The sequence below is a fragment of the Rhizobium sp. BK212 genome, from assembly GCF_014197475.1.
Taxonomy (GTDB): domain Bacteria; phylum Pseudomonadota; class Alphaproteobacteria; order Rhizobiales; family Rhizobiaceae; genus Rhizobium; species Rhizobium anhuiense.
The window spans coordinates 33576-54632 of the sequence record NZ_JACIFS010000014.1 but is presented as its reverse complement, the minus strand read 5'-3'; the positions used below and the strand labels follow the sequence as shown (position 1 = coordinate 54632).

The window sequence follows — 21057 nt, the reverse complement described above, 5'->3', positions numbered from 1 at the left end:
GTTTTAGGGGCTTGCCATGGGAACTGGGTTCAAAAAACCTATATACAAGAGGGAAGAAAGCCGGTGATTCGCAAGGCGCGCCGCAGCTTTACGACAACAGGGAAAATCTCAACAGAATGAGCGATACATCCGCGACGGAAAACGGCGTAAGCACCGAATATGGCGCAGATTCCATCAAGGTTCTGAAGGGCCTCGATGCCGTGCGCAAGCGCCCCGGCATGTATATCGGCGATACCGACGATGGCTCCGGCCTTCATCACATGGTCTATGAAGTCGTCGACAACGCAATCGACGAAGCGCTTGCCGGTCATGCCGACATCGTCACCGTCACGCTCAATCCGGATGGCTCGGTGACGGTGACCGATAACGGCCGCGGCATCCCGACGGATATCCATACCGGCGAAGGCGTGTCGGCCGCCGAAGTCATCATGACGCAGCTCCATGCCGGCGGTAAGTTCGACCAGAATTCCTACAAGGTCTCCGGCGGCCTGCACGGCGTCGGCGTCTCCGTCGTCAATGCGCTTTCCGTCTGGCTGAAACTGAAGATCCGCCGCCAGGGCAAGATCCATGAAATGAGCTTCAGCCATGGCGTGGCCGATGCGCCGCTGAAGGTCACGGGCGAAGCACCGAATGAGACCGGCACCGAAGTGAGCTTCATGCCGAGCACCGACACCTTCACGATGACGGAGTTCGATTACGGCACGCTGGAGCATCGCCTTCGCGAACTCGCCTTCCTGAACTCAGGCGTGCGCATCCTGCTGACCGACAAGCGCCATTCCGATATCAAGCAGGAAGAATTGCGTTACGATGGCGGCCTCGAGGCCTTCGTTGCCTATCTCGACCGTGCCAAGAAGTCGCTCGTCGACAAGCCGGTTGCCATCCGCGGCGAAAAGGACGGCATCACCGTCGAAGTGGCGATGTGGTGGAACGACAGCTATCACGAGAACGTGCTCTGCTTCACCAACAACATTCCCCAGCGCGATGGCGGCACGCATATGGCCGGTTTCCGCGCCGCGCTGACGCGCCAGGTGGTTTCCTATGCCGACAGTTCCGGCATCACCAAAAAGGAAAAGGTAACGCTGCAGGGCGAAGACTGCCGCGAAGGCCTGACGGCGGTTCTGTCGGTCAAGGTGCCCGATCCGAAATTCTCCTCGCAGACCAAGGATAAGCTCGTTTCCTCGGAAGTCCGTCCTGTTGTCGAAAGTCTGGTCAACGAGGCGCTGAGCACCTGGTTCGAAGAACATCCAAGCGAAGCCAAGATCCTCGTTGGCAAGGTCGTCGAGGCCGCCGCCGCCCGCGAAGCGGCCCGCAAGGCGCGCGAGCTGACCCGCCGCAAGGGCGCACTCGATATCGCTTCGCTGCCGGGCAAGCTCGCCGACTGCTCCGAGCGCGATCCGACAAAATCCGAAGTCTTCCTCGTCGAGGGCGATTCTGCCGGCGGTTCGGCCAAGCAGGGCCGTTCGCGCGAAAACCAGGCAATCCTGCCGCTGCGCGGCAAGATCCTGAATGTCGAACGTGCTCGTTTCGACAAGATGCTGTCGAGCCAGGAAATCGGCACGCTGATCACCGCACTTGGCACCGGCATCGGCAAGGACGAGTTCAATGTCGAAAAGCTGCGCTACCACAAGATCATCATCATGACGGATGCCGATGTCGACGGCGCCCATATCCGCACCCTGCTGCTGACCTTCTTCTTCCGCCAGATGCCGGAACTGATCGAACGCGGCCATCTCTACATCGCCCAGCCGCCGCTCTATAAGGTCGCGCGCGGCAAATCGGTGCAGTATCTGAAGGATGAGAAGGCGCTCGAAGAATATTTGATCGGCCAGGGTCTGGAAGATGCCGCACTGCGGCTCGGCAGCGGCGAGGTCCGCACCGGTCAGGATCTGCGCGAGGTCATCCTGGATGCGCTGCGCATGCGCGCTTTGCTCGACAATCTCCACTCGCGCTACAATCGTTCCGTTGTCGAACAGGCAGCCATCGCCGGCGCCCTCAACGCGGACCTCGTCAGCGACCAGGCAAGGGCGCTGGCGCTGGCAAACGAAGTGGCAGGCCGCCTCGATATCATTGCCGAGGAAACCGAGCGCGGCTGGCAGGGCGATCTGACCAGCGATGGCGGCCTGCGCCTGGAACGCATGGTCCGCGGCGTCAAGGAAATTGTCGTGCTCGACATGGCGTTGATCGGCTCTTCCGATGCCCGTCACATCGACCAGCTGACCGCACGTCTCAAGGAAATCTATCAGACGCCGCCGTCGTTGCATCGGCGCGAAGGCGATGTCGAGATCTCAGGCCCGCGTGCCTTGCTCGACGCGGTCTTCGCCAGCGGCCGCAAGGGCCTGACCATGCAGCGCTACAAGGGCCTCGGCGAGATGAATGCCGAGCAGCTTTGGGAAACGACGCTCGATCCGAATGTCCGCTCGTTGCTGCAGGTGAAGGTCAATGATGCCACCGATGCCGATGGCCTCTTCGCCCGCCTGATGGGCGACGAGGTCGAGCCGCGGCGCGAATTCATCCAGGAAAATGCGTTGAGCGTCGCAAACCTCGATATCTGATTGATATTTAAAGCCCAAAAAGCCCCGCTATCCCTGGATGGCGGGGCTTTCGTTTATCCGGATATCTGCTTGGTCCCTGGCTTCGCGTCAGTTCGCAGCGAAGCGGCCGTTGAAGGCGACGTCGGAGAGCGGCTTGCGCTGGCTGGGGAATTCGCGCGCCTGATTGCGTTCGGAAAGAACGCTCTTGTCGGCGAGCTTGCCGACGGCGACGCCTGCCTCGACCCGGTACCCCTCGGGAATGGCGAAAGCCTGCCTGATCTCCTCGTGTTTGATGCCGCCCATGCCATGGGCGTAGAAACCGGAGAGCCGCGCCTGGATCGCCAGATGCCCCCAGGCCGCACCGGCATCGAAGGAATGGGTGTAGCTCGGCTTCTCCTCGCCGGAGCCGGCAACGCCGGTGAAGGCGCGCGACACGACGAAGATCAAGGCCGACGCATTCCTCGCCCATTCCTGGTTGGCGTCGACGAGCAATGCGACGAATTTCTCCCAATGCTCCGAACCTTTGAGCGCATAGATGAAGCGCCAGGGCTGATGGTTGGCTGAGGACGGAGCCCAATGGGCGGCTTCGAGCAGGCTGAGCAGCTGCGCTTCCTCGATAATTTCGCCGGTGAAGGCGCGGGGCGACCAGCGATCGAGAAACATCGGATCGATCGGATATTCGGATTCGCGGTGATTGCTCTTCGTCATGCTTGTTCCAGGGTTCGGGGCAGAAAATTTGGATCGGGGGCCGGGCTCAGTTGGTCCAGACGATGTCGAGCTCCTCGCGGAAGGCGAAGCGCTTCAGGTGATCGTCGATGACATCATGCATTCTTTGCTGTTGCGCGGGATCGGCGACGGAAAGTGTCATGGTCAGCGCCGCATCGTCGGCAGAAAACGTCACCTCGGCCGTATCGCTGAACGGCACCCGGCCCTTCACGGGATCGAAATCGACGCTGAACTTGTGGCTCCAGTGTTTGCAAAGCTGCTGCAGGTAGCGGCTCGCATGTTCGGTCCGCACGACGGCCTTGGAGAGATGCATGTCGAACTCCACTTCATCTTGTATCGCGGAGTCATATTTCCTGCGTCCTCGGCTTGGCAAGCGCAGCATCGTCGCAGTTTGGGTGTACAGACTGTCTCCAGAAAAGCGCCCTCACGCCGGCGTCGAAGCAGGATAATGAACGGTCTCGTCAATCGATTGGAGAGTTGCGCATGCTGGTGAACGGAAAATGGACGGAAGACTGGCAGCCCGTCCAGGCCAAGGACGAGAAGGGCGGTTTCATCAGGCAGACCTCGAGTTTCCGCAATTGGGTGACCCTGGATGGCACCGCCGGGCCGACGGGCGAAGGCGGCTTTGAAGCCAGCGCCGGCCGTTATCATCTCTATGTCGCCTATATCTGCCCCTGGGCCTCGCGCACCTTGATCGGCCGCAAACTCAAGGGCCTGGAAGACGTCATCTCCGTTTCCGTCGTCGAACCGCTGCTGAGCAAGCAGGGCTGGCGTTTCGGTGATTATCCCGGTGCGACGCAGGATCACGTCAATGGCGTAACCTATATGCATGAAATCTATACCAGGGCAGCACCCGATTTCACCGGCCGGGCCACCGTGCCGGTTCTCTGGGACAAGCGGAAAAAGACCATCGTCAACAATGAATCCGCCGATATCCTGCGCATGCTGAACGGCGGCTTCGGCAACTTGGCAAAAAATCCGATCGATCTTTACCCGGCGGAAAGGCGCGCCGAGATCGATGCTTTCAACGATCGCATCTATCCGACCCTCAACAACGGCGTCTACCGCGCCGGCTTCGCCACCACCCAGATCGCCTACGAAGAAGCCTTCGCCGATGTCTTTTCCTGCCTCGACTGGGTCGATCCGCAATTCGAAGGCCGGCCTTTTCTTTTCGCCGAGCATCCGACGGAAAGCGATATTCGGCTTTTCGTGACGCTGGTGCGCTTCGACGTCGCCTATCACGGCATCTTCAAATGCAATCTGCACCGTCTTTCCGACTATCCGAACCTGCGCGCCTTCTGCCGTCGCATGCTGGATTGGCCGGGCATCGCAGAAACGGTGAATCTCGATCACATCAAGCGCGGCTACTATTCGGTCGAAAGCCTCAATCCGACGAAAATCGTCCCTGCCGGCCCCGATCTGGCCGAAATTTTTTGAAGCATGATGTCGAAAGGATGGAGGCAGTTTTCGGCAAAAATCATCCGAATTGCAGAAAAGCCGTACCGCTTGCCGGCAAAGCCGTAATGACACCGATGAATAATTCGTTCATAGGTGGTTGCAAATCCGTTTTCGATGAGGAGGAATTTCCATGAAGCTGATGCGTGTTGGCGAAGCAGGCAGTGAAAAACCCGCGCTTCTCGATGCCGATGGCAAGATCCGCGATCTCTCTGGTCATGTCGCCGATATCGGCGGCGAGGCGATCACGCCGGCAGGCCTTGGGAAGATCGCTGCGATCGATCCCAGGAGCCTTCCGGAGCTTTCCCCCGGCCGCATCGGCGCCTGCGTCGCAGGCACTGGCAAGTTCATCTGCATCGGCTTGAATTATTCGGATCACGCTGCCGAAACCGGTGCGACCGTGCCGCCCGAGCCGATCATCTTCATGAAAGCAACATCGGCGATCGTCGGGCCGAACGACGATGTCATCATCCCCCGCGGTTCGGAAAAGACCGATTGGGAAGTCGAACTCGGCGTCGTCATCGGCAAAACTGCCAAATATGTAACGGAAGCCGAAGCGCTGGATTATGTCGCCGGCTATTGCGTCTCCAATGACGTTTCCGAGCGCGCTTTCCAGACCGAGCGGTCCGGTCAATGGACCAAGGGCAAATCCTGCGACACCTTTGGCCCGATCGGCCCCTGGCTCGTCACCAAGGATGAAATTCCGCAACCGCAGAACCTCGGCATGTGGCTGACGGTCAACGGCCAGAAGATGCAGAACGGCTCGTCGAAGACGATGGTTTACGGCGTTGCTTTTCTCGTCTCCTACCTCAGCCAGTTCATGTCGCTGCATCCCGGTGACGTGATCTCGACCGGTACGCCTCCGGGCGTCGGTATGGGCCTCAAGCCGCCGCGTTATCTCAAGGCCGGCGACGTGGTCGAACTCGGCATCGAAGGTCTCGGCACGCAGAAGCAGACCTTCGTAGCGGATCGTTAACGACGCTTCCTGCTGAGAAACTTAAGTTTTCAGGCTGATGATGATGCCGGAGATCAATTCTGCGGCATTTCTTGTGTGGGTCTGGCTCGTCCATGTTGCTGTGCAACAAAAAACTGTTAGTCTGCGTTACGTGCCCGCATGGCGAAAAGACTCGATGCCTTTCAATCGGCGTCATCTTTTCGATAGAGAAAGGTGGCGCCTTCCATGTTTTATCAGCTTTATGAATTGAACCATGCCGCCATGGCGCCGTTTCGCGCCGCGGCCGATATCATGCGGTTTGCTTATGCCAATCCGCTGAACCCGTTCGCCCACACGCCGTTCGGCCGGACGATGGCGGCAAGCCTCGAAATGTTCGAACGCACGACGCGGCGCTACGGCAAACCGGAATTCGGACTGAAGCAGACCACGGTCGGTGATCAGACAGTTTCCGTCCGCGAAGAGATCATCTGGTCGCGACCTTTCTGCAATCTCCTGCATTTCGCCCGCAATGTTCCGCCGGCCCGCGGCAATGACCCGCGCATCCTGATCGTCGCGCCGATGTCCGGCCACTACGCCACGCTGCTACGCGGCACGGTCGAAGCGCTGCTGCCGAGTGCGGATGTCTACATCACCGACTGGATCGACGCCCGCATGGTGCCGATGACGGAAGGCACGTTCGATTTCGACGATTACGTCGATTATGTCATCGAGATGCTGCATTTCCTCGGCCATGACACGCATGTTATCGCCGTCTGTCAGCCTTCCGTCCCTGTGTTGGCAGCCGCTGCCGTGATGGAGGAAGCCAATGATCCGCTGTCGCCCTCGTCCATGACGCTGATGGGCGGCCCGATCGACACGCGCATCAACCCGACGGCGGTCAACAAGCTCGCGCAGGAGCGGTCGCTGCAGTGGTTCTCCGACAATGTCATCATGAACGTGCCCTGGCCGCAGCCGGGTTTCATGCGCCCGGTCTATCCAGGATTCCTGCAGCTTTCGGGCTTCATGTCGATGAACCTCGATCGCCATCTCGTCGCGCACAAGGAATTCTTCATGCATCTCGTGAAGAACGACGGCGAGCCGGAAAAACATCGCGATTTCTACGACGAATATCTCGCCGTCATGGATCTGACCGCCGAATTCTATCTGCAGACGGTGGAGGAGGTCTTCATCAAGCATTCACTGCCGAAGGGTGAGTTGATGCATCGCGGCAAACGCGTCGATCCGGCGGCAATTCGCAAGGTGGCGCTTCTGACCGTCGAAGGTGAAAATGACGATATCTCGGGGGTCGGTCAGACAAAGGCGGCGCAGACCATCTGCGTGAACATTCCCGAAGATATGCGCATGCATTATCTCCAGCCGGATGTCGGTCATTATGGCGTTTTCAACGGTTCGCGTTTCCGCCGCGAGATTGCGCCGCGCATCATCAATTTCGTCCGCCAGCATTCCCGTTCGGCCGTTAAGCCTCCGGTCCCGCGTGTCATCAAGGGCGGTCGGACGGGCTGATTCAGCGATAGCTGAATTAGCAAAACGGATTCAAGGCCTTGTTCGATTTCGCGGGCAATCGTCTTGAAGGCACCTATTGCGGTAACCACATCGATTTCAGCGTTCGGTATCCTGCCGGGCGCGGAAAGCGAGGGATACCCGCACGATGAACCAGTCAGCATTGCTTCGACCGGATTGGACTCCGGCTACCATTGCCCTGATGATTCTCGGCTTCGTGGTTTTCTGGCCTCTGGGTCTTGCCATGCTTGCCTACATCATCTTCGGCGACCGTCTGCGCGGCTTCAAGCGTGACGTCAACCAGGCGACCGATGGCTTCTTTGCCTCCTGCCGCCGCCCGCATGGACGGCACCGCCCGCACTTCTCGACCGGCAACGTCGCCTTCGACGACTGGCGCAAGGCCGAGATCGACCGGATCGAGGAAGAGCGCCGCAAGCTCGACGAAATGCGCGAGGAATTTGACGCTTACATGCGTGAACTCCGCCGCGCCAAGGATCAAGAAGAGTTCGACCGCTTCATGCGCGACCGCAAGAACGCCAAGCGCGATGACAACGGCCCGGTCGCTGAGTATCAGACGCCGTGAACGCCTGAACCATCAAATGATGACCGGCATCTTCCGATGCCGGTTTTTCCATGTCTGCCTGCCTGGCAAATCGTTTAGATTCGGCGGCGAATCGGATAGAAAACAGCCATGTTTCCGCTTCTGAAGACAAGGCCGAAAGCGCGAAAGCCGGTTGCGCCCGAAACGCGGACGCTCGACGTCGCCGGCCGGCTGATGCCGTTGACCATCAAGCAGCATGACCGGGCGACGCGCATCACGCTGCGTATCGAACCGGGTGGCCGGGCCTTGAAGATGACGGTGCCGAAGGGCCTGGCGACGCGTGAGGTCAATGCCTTCCTCGATCGCCACCAGGGCTGGTTGCTCACCAAGCTTGCCAAGTTTTCGACCGATACCGGCCTGCGCGACGGCGGCCAAATTCTGTTTCGCGGCGTTTCCCATCACATCCAGCATACCGGCGGCTTGCGCGGGCTGACGGAGGCGGTCTTGATAGACGGCAGGCCGGTGCTGCGCGTCAGCGGCATGCCGGAACATGTCGGACGGCGCATCGCGGCCTTTCTCAAGAAGGAAGCGCGCGCCGATCTCGCCAGACTGGCCACCATGCATGCCGGAGCGATCCGGGCGCCGATCCGCTCGATCTCGATGAAGGATACCCGCAGCCGCTGGGGCTCGTGCTCGTCGGAGGGAAATCTGAGCTTTTCCTGGCGCATCGTCATGGCGCCGCCCGCAGTGATCGATTATCTCGCCGCCCATGAGGTCGCCCATCTCAAGGAAATGAATCATGGGCCGCGGTTCTGGGCGCTTTGCAAGAAGCTTTGCCCAGGTATGGAAGAAGCGAAATCCTGGCTGAAGCGGCATGGCAGCCAGTTGCACGCCATCGATTTCGATTAGCCCAAAGCCGCGCTAAATACAGCTTTCCATGCAAATTGGCTCGACTCTTGCCGCATTTCGTGTCACTTCGCTGCCATGAAACCGGATATCAAGATCTGTGGCTTGAAGACGCCCGACGCTGTCGATCGCGCACTGAAACGCGGCGCGACCCATATCGGTTTTATCTTCTTCGAAAAAAGCCCGCGCTATATCGAGCCGGACCTGGCGGCAAAACTTGCCGAACCTGCACGTGGCAAGGCGAAAATCGTCGCCGTCGTCGTTGATCCGACCAACGACGAGTTGGATGAGATCGTATCGCTGTTGAAGCCGGACATGCTGCAGCTCCACGGCAACGAGAGCCCCGAACATGTGCTGACCATAAAGGCGGTCTATGGTCTGCCTGTGATGAAGGCACTTCCGGTGCGCACGGCCGACGATCTGAAACGCGTTGAGGCCTATATCGGCATCGCCGATCGTTTCCTTTTCGATGCCAAGCCGCCGAAGGGTTCCGAATTGCCGGGCGGCAATGGTGTTTCCTTTGATTGGAGCCTTCTCGCTTGGCTTGACGGCAGCGTCGACTACATGCTTTCCGGCGGGCTGAACAAGGACAATGTCGCGGATGCGTTATTCATCACCAAAGCACCGGGCATTGACGCTTCCTCAGGCGTCGAAACTGCGCCTGGCGTGAAGAGCGTCGCGAAGATCGATGAATTTTTTGACGCGGTCGAGAAGGCGAGTGCGCCTGTCATGGCCTCAGGGAGTTGAAAGTGAACGAGACGCCAAAACCGAATTCCTTCCGTTCCGGCCCCGATGAAGACGGCCGTTTTGGTATTTATGGCGGTCGTTTCGTTGCCGAAACGTTGATGCCTTTGATCCTCGATCTGCAGGACGAGTGGAACAAGGCGAAGAACGATCCGGCATTCCAGGCCGAATTGAAGCATCTCGGCGCACATTATATCGGTCGCCCGAGCCCGCTCTATTTCGCCGAGCGGCTGACGGCCGAACTCGGCGGCGCGAAGATCTATTTCAAGCGCGAGGAGCTGAACCACACCGGCTCGCACAAGATCAACAACTGCATCGGCCAGATCCTGCTTGCCAAGCGCATGGGCAAGACCCGGATCATCGCCGAAACCGGTGCCGGCCAGCATGGCGTCGCCTCTGCGACCGTTGCCGCCCGCTTTGGCCTTCCCTGCGTCGTCTACATGGGCGCCACCGACGTCGAGCGTCAGGCGCCGAACGTATTCCGCATGAAGCTGCTCGGCGCGGAAGTCAAACCGGTGACGGCAGGCAGCGGGACGCTGAAGGACGCCATGAACGAGGCGCTCCGCGACTGGGTCACCAATGTCGAGGATACTTATTACCTGATCGGAACGGCAGCCGGTCCGCATCCCTATCCGGAGATGGTCCGCGATTTCCAGTCGGTGATCGGCACTGAAGCGAAAGAGCAGATCCTGGCGGCCGAAGGCCGTCTTCCGGATCTGGTCGTCGCTGCCGTCGGCGGCGGTTCGAATGCCATCGGCATCTTCCATCCCTTCCTCGACGATCCCTCCGTTAAGATCGTCGGCGTCGAAGCCGGCGGCAAGGGCCTGCAGGGCGACGAACATTGCGCGTCGATCACCGCCGGTTCACCGGGCGTGCTGCACGGCAACCGCACCTATCTGCTGCAGGATGGCGACGGCCAGATCAAGGAAGGCCACTCGATTTCGGCCGGTCTCGATTATCCCGGCATCGGCCCCGAACATTCCTGGCTGAACGACACCGGCCGCGTCGACTATGTGCCGATCATGGATCACGAAGCGCTCGAGGCTTTCCAGACGCTGACCCGCCTCGAAGGCATCATCCCGGCGCTCGAGCCCTCGCATGCTATTGCCGAGGTCATCAAGCGCGCACCGACGATGGGCAAGGACGAGATCATCCTGATGAACCTCTCCGGCCGTGGCGACAAGGACATCTTCACCGTCGGCAAGATTCTGGGAATGGGACTGTAAGACATGACCGCACGCATGGATAAACGCTTTGCCGAGCTGAAGGCCGAGGGCCGTCCGGCGCTTGTCACCTATTTCATGGGCGGCGATCCCGACTATGACACCTCGCTCGGCATCATGAAGGCGCTGCCGGAGGCCGGCTCCGACATCATCGAGCTCGGCATGCCCTTTTCCGATCCGATGGCTGACGGCCCGGCGATCCAGCTGGCCGGCCAGCGCGCCCTGAAAGGCGGCCAGACGCTGAAGAAGACGCTGCAGTTGGCGGCCGATTTCCGCAAAACCAACGATGCGACGCCGATCGTGATGATGGGTTACTACAACCCGATCTATATTTACGGCGTCGAGAAATTCCTCGACGACGCGCTCGCCGCCGGCATCGATGGCCTGATCGTCGTCGACCTGCCGCCCGAGATGGATGACGAGCTCTGCATTCCGGCGATCCGCAAGGGCATCAATTTCATTCGCCTGGCGACGCCGACGACGGATGAGAAGCGCCTGCCGAAGGTGCTGAAGAATACCTCCGGCTTCGTCTATTACGTCTCGATGAACGGCATCACCGGTTCGGCGCTGCCCGATCCGTCGCTGGTTTCGGGCGCTGTCGAGCGCATCAAGCAGCACACCAAGCTGCCCGTCTGCGTCGGCTTCGGTGTCAAGACGGCGGAACATGCAAAGGTTATCGGCGGTTCGGCCGACGGCGTTGTTGTCGGCACCGCGATCGTCAATCAGGTCGCGACCAGCTTGACGAATGACGGAAAGGCAACGGCGGACACGGTTCAGGCCGTTGCCACGCTGGTGCGCGGCCTTTCCACGGGAACACGTTCGGCGCGCCTTGTTGCTGCCGAATAGTTTGCCCACATTGGCACTCAGGCATGTCGCGCAAAACTGTGCAGCGGTTTTCCGTCCGGAATTGCGTACAAAAGGATAGAGCGGTTCGCCGCTTCCGTTAAAAGCTGAACCGCTCTGGTCAATCAGGAGTATTCGAGTTGAACTGGATCACCAACTACGTTCGCCCGCGGATCAATTCCATGCTGGGCCGTCGCGAAGTGCCGGAGAATCTCTGGATCAAGTGCCCGGAAACGGGCGAGATGGTCTTCCACAAGGATCTGGAAGGCAACAAATGGGTCATTCCGGCGTCCGGTTATCACATGAAGATGCCGGCCAAGGCCCGTCTGATTGATCTTTTCGACAATGGTGAGTTCGAATCGCTGCCGCAGCCGAAGGTCGTGCAAGACCCGCTGAAGTTCCGCGATTCGAAGAAATACAGCGATCGCTTGCGCGATAGCCGCCTCAAGACCGAGCAGGAAGATACGATCCTCGCCGGTGTCGGGAAGGTGCGGGGATTGAAGCTCGTGGCTGTCGTGCACGAATTCAATTTTATCGGCGGTTCGCTCGGCATTGCCGCCGGCGAGGCGATCGTCAAGGCTTTCGAGCGTGCGACGGCTGAAAAATGCCCACTGGTCATGTTCCCCGCTTCCGGCGGCGCGCGCATGCAGGAAGGCATCCTGTCGCTGATGCAGCTGCCGCGCACGACGGTTGCCGTCGACATGCTCAAGGAATCCGGCCAGCCCTATATCGTTGTGCTGACCAATCCGACCACAGGCGGCGTTACCGCCTCCTATGCCATGCTTGGCGATATTCATCTGGCCGAACCCGGCGCTGAAATCGGCTTTGCCGGCAAGCGCGTGATCGAGCAGACCCTGCGTGAAAAACTACCCGAAGGCTTCCAGACCTCCGAATACCTGTTGGAGCATGGTATGGTCGATATGGTCGTCAAACGTCACGATATTCCGGAAACGCTGGCGCGTCTCCTGAAGATCCTGACGAAGAAGCCGGTTTCGGCGGCGAACAACATGAATAGCGGCGCAATCGCTCTGGCGGCGAGCGCCTGATAACCGATAAGCAGGCGGGGTGCCGAATTGATACCCAGAGGCCAAACCGCGGTGAGTGAGGCAGCACAGGAGATCGACAAACTCATGGGATTGCATCCCAAGGGGTTCGATCTGTCTCTCGATCGCATCACCCGTCTTCTCGATGTGCTCGGCAATCCCCACAGGAAACTGCCGCCGGTGATCCATGTCGCCGGCACCAACGGCAAGGGGTCGGTTACCGCCTTCTCCCGCGCCCTGCTCGAAGCCGGCGGCTACAGCGCCCATGTCCACACCTCGCCGCATCTCGTCAATTGGCACGAGCGTTATCGCATCGGCGTCAAAGGCGGACGCGGACAGCTCGTGGATGATGCCGTCTTCGCCGAGGCCGTGCGTCGTGTGGCCGATGCCAATGCAGGACAGCACATCACCGTCTTCGAGATCCTGACGGCGGTCACCTTCATCCTGTTTTCCGAACATCCGGCCGATGCCGCGATCATCGAAGTCGGTCTCGGCGGCCGGTTCGACGCGACGAATGTCATTTCCGATCCGGCCGTCTCGGTGATCATGCCGATCTCGCTGGATCACCAGCCCTATCTTGGCGACAGAGTGGAGCTGATCGCGGTCGAAAAGGCCGGCATCATGAAGCCGGGATTTCCCGTTGTCATCGGTCATCAGGAATATGACGCAGCGCTCGACGTCCTGATGTCGACGGCCGAACGGCTGCATTGCCCGAGCGCCGTCTTCGGGCAGGATTTCATGGCGCATGAGGAATATGGCCGGCTCGTCTACCAGGACGAGTTCGGTCTTGCCGACCTGCCGCTGCCGCGCCTTCCCGGTCGCCACCAATATGCCAATGCCGCCGCCGCCATTCGTGCCGTCAAGGCGGCCGGTTTCACCGTCACCGAGACGATGATGGAAAAGGCGATGAGTTCGGTCGAATGGCCGGGCCGGCTCCAGCGTTTGAGCGAGGGCCGGCTGCTCTCGCATGCGCCTGCCGGCGCCGAAATCTGGATCGATGGCGGGCACAATCCCGGTGCCGGTGAAGTGATCGCCGAAGCCATGGCCAATTTCGAGGAGCGCCAGCCTCGGCCGCTTTTCCTGATCATCGGCATGATCAACACCAAGGATCCGGTCGGTTATTTCAGGGCCTTTGCCGGCTTGGTCGAGAAGGTTTTCTGCGTGCCGATCCGCGGCAGCGAAGCGATGATCGATCCGGTGATATTGTCGAATGCCGCCTATGATGCGGGCTTGGTTGCCGAACCGATGTCGACGGTCGGCGATGCGCTGGAAACCATCAAAGCCGTGCTTGATCCGGAAGCCTTGCCGCCGCGCATTCTGGTCGGCGGCTCGCTCTATCTCGTTGGCGATGTGCTTTCCGACAACGGCACGCCGCCGAAGTGAACCCTGCAAATTGAAAAAGCCCGGTCGGAACCGGGCTTTTCGTCAATGCGATATCATCAGGGCGATATCAATCAGGCAGCGTTCGAAATCCAGTTCGAAAGGGCGGTCTTCGGCTTGGCGCCGACAGAGATATCGGCAACTTCGCCGCCCTTGAAGATCGCAAGGGTCGGAATGGAGCGCACGCCGAACTGTGCGGCGAGTTCCGGGTTCTCATCGATATTGAGCTTGGCGACCTTGACCTTGCCTTCCAGCTCGACGGCGATTTCTTCGAGGCTCGGTGCAATCATCTTGCACGGGCCGCACCATTCAGCCCAGAAATCGACGACGACGGGTTCTGCGGATTCCAGAACTTCCGACTGGAAGTTATTGATATCGACTTTCACGGTAGCCATGGGCTGCTCCTTTACCGAATTGGATGTTGAACCACATGTGATGGTGCGGCGCCGAATTTTCAATGTCCGGTATTTCACTTTGTCTTGACTCCTGCAAGCGCCAAACCGAGCGCCTTTTCGCTCAGCGTGTAGAGCGAGGCGTTCTCGGTATAGACAAGCATGCAGTCGATCCGCTTATCAGGATAGAGCGGCGCCAGGATCTCGCGATAGATCGCGAGCTGCGCCTTGTGCGCGAAGGGGATGGCCTCTTCCGTTGCCGGCGGCACCCGGTTGGTCTTGTAGTCGAGAATGACGACGCGATCGGTAAGGACGGCAAGCCGGTCGATGCGGCCGGAGACGGCATAGCGCCGGCCTTCGAGCGTCAGCGTTCCCATGATCGAGACCTCGGGCTGGGCCTGCGCACCGAGGACGTCCTGCAGGCCCTGCTCGTCCAATAGTTTCAGAACCGAATCGACAAGCTTGCGCCGTTCGCCTTCCGGCCAGAAACGAGCCGCCCGTTCGGCATAACGGCTCGCCGCATCGGGCTGTTCGGCAGGTGGAATGTCGGGAAGCGCCTGCAGCATGCGATGGATCAGTCTGCCCTTCTCCAGTGAACGATCGCTGCGCGGCTTCTCGGTAAACAGCGGCGAAACGACCAGCAACCCGCCCTCGTCTTCATCGATGATCGTGCCGGCGCCGGAGGGGCTGAGCGGCCGGGGCAGCGCAGCCTGCGGTGGCAAGGGCCGTAACAGGCCGTCCGGCAAACTCTCCTCGTTGTCACGCTCCTCGCTGCGGTTGACACGCTCGAAGCTTCGTTCCACCCGCGGCACACGCCATTTGATGCCCGGCCATTCCCCATCGGGACCGGAGAATGTGGTCGCTTCCACAAGTGGATGATCGTCGCTCAGTGCCGTCGAGATCATCATATGCCAGGTGTCGTTGTTTACGCGCACGCCGCGATAGCCGCAGACGACCAGCCGGTCGGCGGCACGCGTCATGGCGACATAAAGCAACCGGCGATATTCTTCTTCCGCCAGCATCTGGATCCGCGCCGCATCGTCCTGCGTCAGCGAATTGGAAAGATCGGAGACAGGAACCCAGACCGGCATCGGCGGCTCGTCGGCGTCCGTCTCGATCAGGCGAAGCTTGGGCAGATGAGTATGGGTGAAGGCCTTCGAACCTCCGTCGACCAGGAAAACGATCGGTGCTTCAAGACCCTTGGAAGCATGCACCGTCATGATCCGCACTTCGTTGCGCCCCTTGTCCTGCTCACGCTTCATCACGGGTGCTTCGAGTTCAAGCGTCGAGATGAAGGATTGCAGACCGGGAAGGCCGGAGCTCTCGTGGTCGAGCGTGAAGGTCAGGAATTCGTCGAGAATATCGCTGACCTCGGTGCCGAGACGGGCAAGGAATTGTCGTCGCCCGCCATGGCTGCCCAGCACACGGGCATAGAAATCATGAACCGACAGGCTTCTGGACTGCCGGAGGAACAATTCCAGCCTTTCGACGGCAACGCGGAAGCGTTCGGTGCCGTCGGCGGCGAAGCTTTTGAGATGGCTCCAGGCGCTCTCATTATCGCCGCGCAGGCCGGCAATCGCAAAGATGTCGTCCTCGGAAAGATCGAAAAGTGGGCTCTTGAGCACCGCGGCGAGCGAAAGATCGTCTTCCGGCAGAAGCAGGAAACGGCCGAGCGCCAGCAGATCCTGCACGGCGATATGGCTGGTCAGCACCAGTCTGTCGGCGCCGGCGACGGGAATGTCGCCGCAGCGCTTCAAGGCGCGCGTCAATGCATTGACGAAGGCGTCGCGCTTGCGCACCAGCACCAGGATGTCGCCGGCTTCAATCAGGCGCTCTTTGCCTTTGTCGACGATCGTCTCGCGGCCGACGAGCGTGCCGATCGAGTGGGCGATCCGCCGCGCGAGGATTGCGGCCGGCGCGCTTTCCGGCGTCGCGTCGAAGGGCGCCGTCCAGTCTTCCTCCTTCACCACCGTTTCCGGCGCGACCATCTCCCAGAGGTCGACGGCGCCAGGATGTCCGATGCGGCTGGAGCGGTGCACGACCGGCTCGCCGAGCGCGCTGAGGCCGCGCGCGTTCTCGGGTGTCTTGAAAATATGGTCGACGGCCTCGAGCACGTCGGCGGTCGAGCGGAACGACAGCGGCAATCGGACGGAGGAAAAGCTCTGTCCGCTATCGGACACGCGCCGCCGCGTTCGGTCGCTTTCCTCGGAAAAACGCTCGGGCCGCGCCCCCTGGAAGGAATAGATCGACTGCTTTTCGTCGCCGACGGCAAACAGCGTGCGCACGATCGGCCGGGCGCTTTCGCCGGCGAAGAAATCTTCGGCGAGCGACTGTATGACGCTCCACTGGATCGGGCTGGTATCCTGCGCCTCGTCGACGAGGATATGATCGATACCCCGATCGAGCTTGTAGTGGATCCAGGGGCCGACGCCGCTTTTCGTCAAAAGGTCGGCGGTGCGGGTGATCAGGTCCTCGAAATCAAGCTGGCTGCGCTGCTTCTTCAGCTCTTCATAGTCGTGATTCAGCCGGGCGGCGAGCACGAGTGCTGCATGCGTGGCGCCGTACATCCGCATCAGTTTCAGCCGATCGCGGCTTGCGGCGACATGCGCGCGGGCAATGGCGATGGCGCCCGCCAGCTGGGGTGCCTCGGCAAGCATCGCCTTGACCGAGAATTGCGAGTCCGCCTTCGGCTCGCCCTTGGCTGTTAGAAAAATTTTCTCAAGAAATTCAGCGCGCCTTGCGTCGTCGCGTTCCCGCCCGGCGAGCCTGAGGCCGTAGGCAACCTCCTGCGCCTTCGCGCCGCCCTTCTGGTCGGCCAGCGACAGATAAAGCTCCAGCATGCCGCCCGAAAGCTCCGGCAAAGGCCAATATTGCGCCGCGATCCGGCTTTCCGTGTCGCCTTCGGCAAGGCCGAGCTTTTGGCGCAGGACCATCTCCATACCGCCCTGCTGTTCGGCCGTCGCGGTGAAACGACGAATGGCGTTGCGGTTGGCGACGATATCGCCGAGCAGGTTCTCCAGCCCGGATTCGTCGCCGAGATTGAGCACGTAGGCGAATGCCTCGGCAAGGGCGCTGTCTTTCTCCGGCGCCGTTGCCGTCAGCAGCGCCCGACGCGCATCGGAAAGCAGGGATGCCGCCGCGCGATCGTCGAGGACCGAGAAATGCCCGGCAACGTTGGCCTCCAGCGGGAATTGATGCAGCAGCGCCTCGCAAAAGGCATGGATCGTCTGGATCTTCAGCCCGCCGGGCGTCTCCAGCGCCTTTGCAAACAGCCGGCGCGCCTCGGCAAGCTTCAATCCGTCGGGAGCCGTACCCTCGATCTGCATGATCCGCCGGCTAAGGTCGTCATCATCGAGCACCACCCAATCCGCCAGCCGTTCGAAGACCCGGTTCGACATTTCGGAGGCTGCAGCCTTGGTATAGGTGAGACATAAGATGGCCGAAGGCCGCGCACCGGCCAGCAGCAGCCGGATGACGCGCTGTGTCAGCACATGCGTCTTGCCGGAGCCGGCATTGGCCGAAACCCACGCCGAACGCAGCGGATCGGAGGCAATCGCCTGCTGGATGGTCGTCCAGCCGATCCAGGCGCCGGGATCGTCGTCGGTGGGAAGCGCGGTCACATCACTCATCGCCGCCGCCCTCTTCGGTTTCGGCCGTCGACCACTCGGAGACGCGGGCCAGATGATCGTAGTCGCCGCCGAAATCGAATTGCTGGGCCGGGATCAGCCGCGCGGTAAAACCTCTTTCGCTGGATTGCAGCAAACCCACGAATTTGACCAGTTGATCGATCGATTCGGCGGCGAGATCCATCGCGGATTTCGCCTTGTCGCTGCGGGCAGAGTTTTCGTTGTTGACCGTATCGACCTGGAAGCGGCTCCCGGGTCGCAGACGCACATAGAGCAGGTCTTGCGGCACGCGGCTGCCGGCATCGCGGAAGGCGCCGGCGCTCAAGGCCGCCGCTTCAAGCGCAAGCTGCGGATCGAGAAGCACGCGCGCCTGCGCCGGCGAGGGATTGTAGCCGGTCTTGTAGTCGATGATGTCGGCCGAGTGTGGTCCTGTTATGTCGATCCGGTCCGCGACGCCAGTGAGCCGGATATTGATCGGCTCCAGCTCCATACCGCCCCGCACCTCCGTCAACGTTTTCAGGATGCCATGCCGCCGTCCGGCCTCCCATTCGAGGAAGGCGCGGGCCACCTCGCGAAAGCGCGGCCGCCAGACGGCATCGATATGCGGCGGTAGCCGCTCCATGTCGAAAAGTTCGGAAAGGATGCGCTCCATGGCCGCTGCCGCATCCGGTGTCCCGGCAATATGAGCCTCGCGGATGAACCGGTCGACGATCTTGTGGTAGAGCGTTCCGCGTTCGGCCGCACCCGGATCGCGGTTGAACGCGTCGACGGGGTCGAGACGCAGGATGCGGCGGGCATAGATGGCGTAGGGGTCGCGGCGCAGCCGGCCGACTTCGCTGAAGGAATAGGATTTCGGCTGCAATGCCAGCGGCGGTTTCGGCGAGGGTCGTTGCGCCGGCGTCTGGCTATCTCCCCGATCGATGAGGCCGGCCCATTGCAGGAACCGGTTGCCGCGCCCTTTCAATTCCGCTTCGAACGCCTCTCCGCCGAGCGCCAGCAGCCGCTGCAGCCAGCGCGAGGCGACGGTCGGCGTCGAGCCCTGGCGCAGCGCGCGCGAATAGATCAGATGGCGCGTGCCGTTTGCCATCTCGAAATCATGCGCCAGCTGGCCGATGCGTCGTTCCGGCGGTTCGAGGCCGATCTCCGTCTTCATCATCCGTGGAATGAAGGGGTTATTGGCGGTCTGCCCCGGCCAGGTGCCCTCGTTCAGGCCGCCGAGGATCAGCGTATCGACGCTCTGCAGGCGGGCTTCCAGCGTGCCGAAGATGAAGAGGCGGGGATGGCTGAGCGCCCGCGGCTTCACGGCATGACCGGCGGCAAGGGCGGCCATGATGTCGATCCATTGCGGTCCGTCGGCCTCCATCTGGCCGTCCGTGTCGATCACCTCGCTGAGCAGGGCGGCGAGTGCATCTCCCGCTTCACCAGACCAGAGATCGGCGAGATTGCCTTGCGGATCGACCGCGACCGCTTCGAGCGAACGGCCGGTGCGCTCCGCCCATTCGGACAATGTGAAGCTCAGAGTTCTCCCGCGATCTTCCGGCCGGTGTCGCATCAGTGCCGACGCCAGTGGCTCGGTCGCCTGCGTGACCCGCCGGGCAAGGTCGTTTGCGGCGTCGGCTGCATCAGGCGAAAGCGCTTTGCGCCATTGCGGCGCGTGCCTGTCCAGCGCCTGTTCGGCAAGTTGGTGGGTGAGCAACGGCTCGAGCGTGCTGATATCCACCTCGGCCACGCCGCCGCGCAGCGCCAGCAGCTCGAGCGCCTCGGTAGCGGAAATCAATGCGTCACGTTCCAGGCCGAAGCGGGCAAGCGGATGTTTGAGCAAAGAGACGATCGCCACCGGATCGCCCGGTCGCAGCGCTGCCTCGAGCAGCAATTGCAGCAAGGTGCCCTGCGGCATGGCCGCAAGCGGTGTACCCGCCGAATCGTCGGCGAGGATGCCGAAGCGGGAAAGCTCGGCCATGACCCGCCGCGCGAGATTGCGGTCCGGCGTGATGAGTGCTGCCCGGCTCTCGCCGTCCTGTCCCGGCCTCTCCAGTGCAAGCCGGAGCGCGATGGCAATCGCGGTTGCTTCTTCGCGTTCGTTGGCGGCTTCGATCAGCGAAACATCGGCGAAGGCTGAAGGCAGGGTGCCCTCGGGCAGGCCGCTCTTCCATGCCCCCCAATCACTGGTCGCCTCCGATGGGGCGAGGGCTCGAGACAGGATTTCGGCGCGCCGGTCAAGATCGCCCTCCGGTCCGTCGAGGGGCGTTACGTCGGCACGCGTCAGCTTCAGCCGCTTGAGCAGCGACGACAGGCCATATTGCGGATGGCTGCGACTTGCCGGATTGGCATGTTGGCCGGGCGCCGGTTCCGGCGCGACCATCTGCCAGTGGTTCTCGGGCATGACGAGATCGAGGCCCGGCAGCACGATGACGCCTTCGGGCAGATTGGCGACGGCGGCGATGAGATCGGCGGTGGCGGGAACGGAACCCGTCGAACCGGCGATGATGATCGGCCCAGCGGGTTTCGTCCCCGAAAGCCGGCTTGCTTCGGCCCGGAGAATGGCGTTTCTGTGCCGCGCCGGCGAGGATTTGCCGAGTTCCGAAAGCCGCTCCGGCCAGAAAGCACTGGCGATCTGCAGGAATTCTGCCGTCAGCTGCCACCAGGCGGCATAGTCGCCGGTGTCGAGTTTCGACAGCTCCGACCAGTCGAGATCCTCGGTTTCGATTGAATCGATCAGTTCCGCCAGGTTGCGGGCGAGCCAGATCGCATCCGCCGGGCTTGCGGGTGCGACGAGCGGCGAGTCCGAATGAATGTGGCGGACGATCTCAGGCAGCTTGTTTCGCCAGGCGAGGATCAGGCGCGCCAGTTCCAGAAGACGGGCGGTATTCGACAATGGTTGGGCGAGATCGATCGTAGCCGGCAGTGCCTCGTCGAAATAACCGCTGTCGTCATCGGTTTCGCCGAGCGGACGGATGACCGGCAGAATCGCCGAGCGGCCGCCGAGCAGATCGACGAATTCAGAGCGCAGAACGCGCACGGCGCGCCGTGTCGGCAGGTAGATTGTTACCTTGGCCAGCGATAGCGGATCATCGGCCTCGTGCCGGAAGAGTGGCGTCAGCCGGCCGTCGCAAAGCGTCGTCGCCAGCGTTTTCAGGAAGGAGAGACCCGCCGGGATTGTCAGGATGCGTGGCTGGTGCCGCTCCGCCATGG

Annotated in this window: 16 protein-coding genes; 11 read left to right on the top strand and 5 right to left on the bottom strand. The window is 61.2% G+C overall.

What is annotated here, in order from left to right; all coding sequences use genetic code 11:
* Nucleotides 1–116: 116 nt before the first annotated feature.
* Entirely contained in the window at nucleotides 117–2552 is a 2436-nt protein-coding gene (gene gyrB / locus FHT79_RS30235; RefSeq protein ID WP_132574494.1) for a DNA topoisomerase (ATP-hydrolyzing) subunit B, read from the top strand.
* Nucleotides 2553–2639: 87 nt separating this feature from the next.
* Here the strand turns inward: gyrB and FHT79_RS30230 are convergent, their stop codons facing one another.
* Together FHT79_RS30230 and FHT79_RS30225 are read right to left on the bottom strand one after the other, a co-directional pair.
* Nucleotides 2640–3239 carry a nitroreductase family protein gene (locus FHT79_RS30230; protein WP_047615924.1) on the bottom strand — a complete coding sequence of 200 codons (600 nt, stop codon included), beginning with the start codon at nucleotides 3237–3239 and terminating at the stop codon, nucleotides 2640–2642.
* A gap of 46 nt (nucleotides 3240–3285) precedes the next feature.
* A complete protein-coding gene (locus FHT79_RS30225; protein WP_047616089.1) occupies nucleotides 3286–3570 on the bottom strand; it encodes a DUF2218 domain-containing protein in 285 nt (94 codons plus the stop codon).
* 170 nt (nucleotides 3571–3740) lie between these two features.
* On the opposite strand from FHT79_RS30225, the gene FHT79_RS30220 reads away from it, so the two are divergent.
* The 10 genes from FHT79_RS30220 (at nucleotide 3741) to FHT79_RS30175 (ending at nucleotide 13850) form a co-directional block, all read left to right on the top strand.
* Nucleotides 3741–4694 (top strand): glutathione S-transferase family protein, encoded by a 954-nt coding sequence (locus FHT79_RS30220; RefSeq protein ID WP_183904631.1) that lies wholly within the window; start codon nucleotides 3741–3743, stop codon nucleotides 4692–4694.
* 151 nt (nucleotides 4695–4845) lie between these two features.
* Nucleotides 4846–5688 (top strand): fumarylacetoacetate hydrolase family protein, encoded by an 843-nt coding sequence (locus FHT79_RS30215; protein WP_183904630.1) that lies wholly within the window; start codon nucleotides 4846–4848, stop codon nucleotides 5686–5688.
* Between the two features lie 204 nt (nucleotides 5689–5892).
* Entirely contained in the window at nucleotides 5893–7170 is a 1278-nt protein-coding gene (phaZ, locus tag FHT79_RS30210) for a polyhydroxyalkanoate depolymerase (protein WP_127431155.1), read from the top strand.
* 145 nt (nucleotides 7171–7315) lie between these two features.
* Nucleotides 7316–7750 (top strand): DUF2852 domain-containing protein, encoded by a 435-nt coding sequence (locus tag FHT79_RS30205; RefSeq protein ID WP_132574498.1) that lies wholly within the window; start codon nucleotides 7316–7318, stop codon nucleotides 7748–7750.
* Nucleotides 7751–7858: 108 nt separating this feature from the next.
* A complete protein-coding gene (locus tag FHT79_RS30200) occupies nucleotides 7859–8617 on the top strand; it encodes a SprT family zinc-dependent metalloprotease (protein WP_127431156.1) in 759 nt (252 codons plus the stop codon).
* Nucleotides 8618–8692: 75 nt separating this feature from the next.
* Nucleotides 8693–9361, top strand: coding sequence for a phosphoribosylanthranilate isomerase (locus FHT79_RS30195; protein WP_047615938.1), 669 nt, complete (start codon nucleotides 8693–8695; stop codon nucleotides 9359–9361).
* Between the two features lie 2 nt (nucleotides 9362–9363).
* Nucleotides 9364–10584: a tryptophan synthase subunit beta gene (gene trpB, locus FHT79_RS30190; RefSeq protein ID WP_047615941.1), complete on the top strand. Its 1221-nt coding sequence runs from the start codon at nucleotides 9364–9366 to the stop codon at nucleotides 10582–10584.
* 3 nt (nucleotides 10585–10587) lie between these two features.
* Complete coding sequence (gene trpA / locus FHT79_RS30185; protein WP_047615944.1) at nucleotides 10588–11427, top strand: tryptophan synthase subunit alpha; 840 nt, start codon at nucleotides 10588–10590, stop codon at nucleotides 11425–11427.
* Nucleotides 11428–11564: 137 nt separating this feature from the next.
* Nucleotides 11565–12470 (top strand): acetyl-CoA carboxylase, carboxyltransferase subunit beta, encoded by a 906-nt coding sequence (gene accD / locus FHT79_RS30180; protein WP_047615946.1) that lies wholly within the window; start codon nucleotides 11565–11567, stop codon nucleotides 12468–12470.
* 27 nt (nucleotides 12471–12497) lie between these two features.
* Complete coding sequence (locus FHT79_RS30175) at nucleotides 12498–13850, top strand: folylpolyglutamate synthase/dihydrofolate synthase family protein (protein WP_179867870.1); 1353 nt, start codon at nucleotides 12498–12500, stop codon at nucleotides 13848–13850.
* 71 nt (nucleotides 13851–13921) lie between these two features.
* Here the strand turns inward: FHT79_RS30175 and trxA are convergent, their stop codons facing one another.
* The 3 genes from trxA to addB form a co-directional block, all read right to left on the bottom strand.
* Nucleotides 13922–14242, bottom strand: coding sequence for a thioredoxin (gene trxA / locus FHT79_RS30170; protein WP_063473894.1), 321 nt, complete (start codon nucleotides 14240–14242; stop codon nucleotides 13922–13924).
* Nucleotides 14243–14316: 74 nt separating this feature from the next.
* Nucleotides 14317–17868: a double-strand break repair helicase AddA gene (addA, locus tag FHT79_RS30165; RefSeq protein WP_183904629.1), complete on the bottom strand. Its 3552-nt coding sequence runs from the start codon at nucleotides 17866–17868 to the stop codon at nucleotides 14317–14319.
* Nucleotides 17861–21055 carry a double-strand break repair protein AddB gene (gene addB, locus FHT79_RS30160; protein WP_183904628.1) on the bottom strand — a complete coding sequence of 1065 codons (3195 nt, stop codon included), beginning with the start codon at nucleotides 21053–21055 and terminating at the stop codon, nucleotides 17861–17863. Before addB ends, addA begins: the two co-directional genes overlap by 8 nt.
* Nucleotides 21056–21057: the final 2 nt, after the last annotated feature.

Excerpts from the sequence above, each read along its gene's own strand:
- gyrB (WP_132574494.1), top strand. The coding sequence starts at position 117 with ATGAGCGATACATCCGCGACGGAAAACGGCGTAAGCACCGAATATGGC.
- FHT79_RS30230 (WP_047615924.1), bottom strand. The coding sequence starts at position 3,239 with ATGACGAAGAGCAATCACCGCGAATCCGAATATCCGATCGATCCGATG.
- FHT79_RS30225 (WP_047616089.1), bottom strand. The coding sequence starts at position 3,570 with ATGCATCTCTCCAAGGCCGTCGTGCGGACCGAACATGCGAGCCGCTAC.
- FHT79_RS30220 (WP_183904631.1), top strand. The coding sequence starts at position 3,741 with ATGCTGGTGAACGGAAAATGGACGGAAGACTGGCAGCCCGTCCAGGCC.
- FHT79_RS30215 (WP_183904630.1), top strand. The coding sequence starts at position 4,846 with ATGAAGCTGATGCGTGTTGGCGAAGCAGGCAGTGAAAAACCCGCGCTT.
- phaZ (WP_127431155.1), top strand. The coding sequence starts at position 5,893 with ATGTTTTATCAGCTTTATGAATTGAACCATGCCGCCATGGCGCCGTTT.
- FHT79_RS30205 (WP_132574498.1), top strand. The coding sequence starts at position 7,316 with ATGAACCAGTCAGCATTGCTTCGACCGGATTGGACTCCGGCTACCATT.
- FHT79_RS30200 (WP_127431156.1), top strand. The coding sequence starts at position 7,859 with ATGTTTCCGCTTCTGAAGACAAGGCCGAAAGCGCGAAAGCCGGTTGCG.
- FHT79_RS30195 (WP_047615938.1), top strand. The coding sequence starts at position 8,693 with ATGAAACCGGATATCAAGATCTGTGGCTTGAAGACGCCCGACGCTGTC.
- trpA (WP_047615944.1), top strand. The coding sequence starts at position 10,588 with ATGACCGCACGCATGGATAAACGCTTTGCCGAGCTGAAGGCCGAGGGC.
- trxA (WP_063473894.1), bottom strand. The coding sequence starts at position 14,242 with ATGGCTACCGTGAAAGTCGATATCAATAACTTCCAGTCGGAAGTTCTG.
- addA (WP_183904629.1), bottom strand. The coding sequence starts at position 17,868 with ATGAGTGATGTGACCGCGCTTCCCACCGACGACGATCCCGGCGCCTGG.
- addB (WP_183904628.1), bottom strand. The coding sequence starts at position 21,055 with ATGGCGGAGCGGCACCAGCCACGCATCCTGACAATCCCGGCGGGTCTC.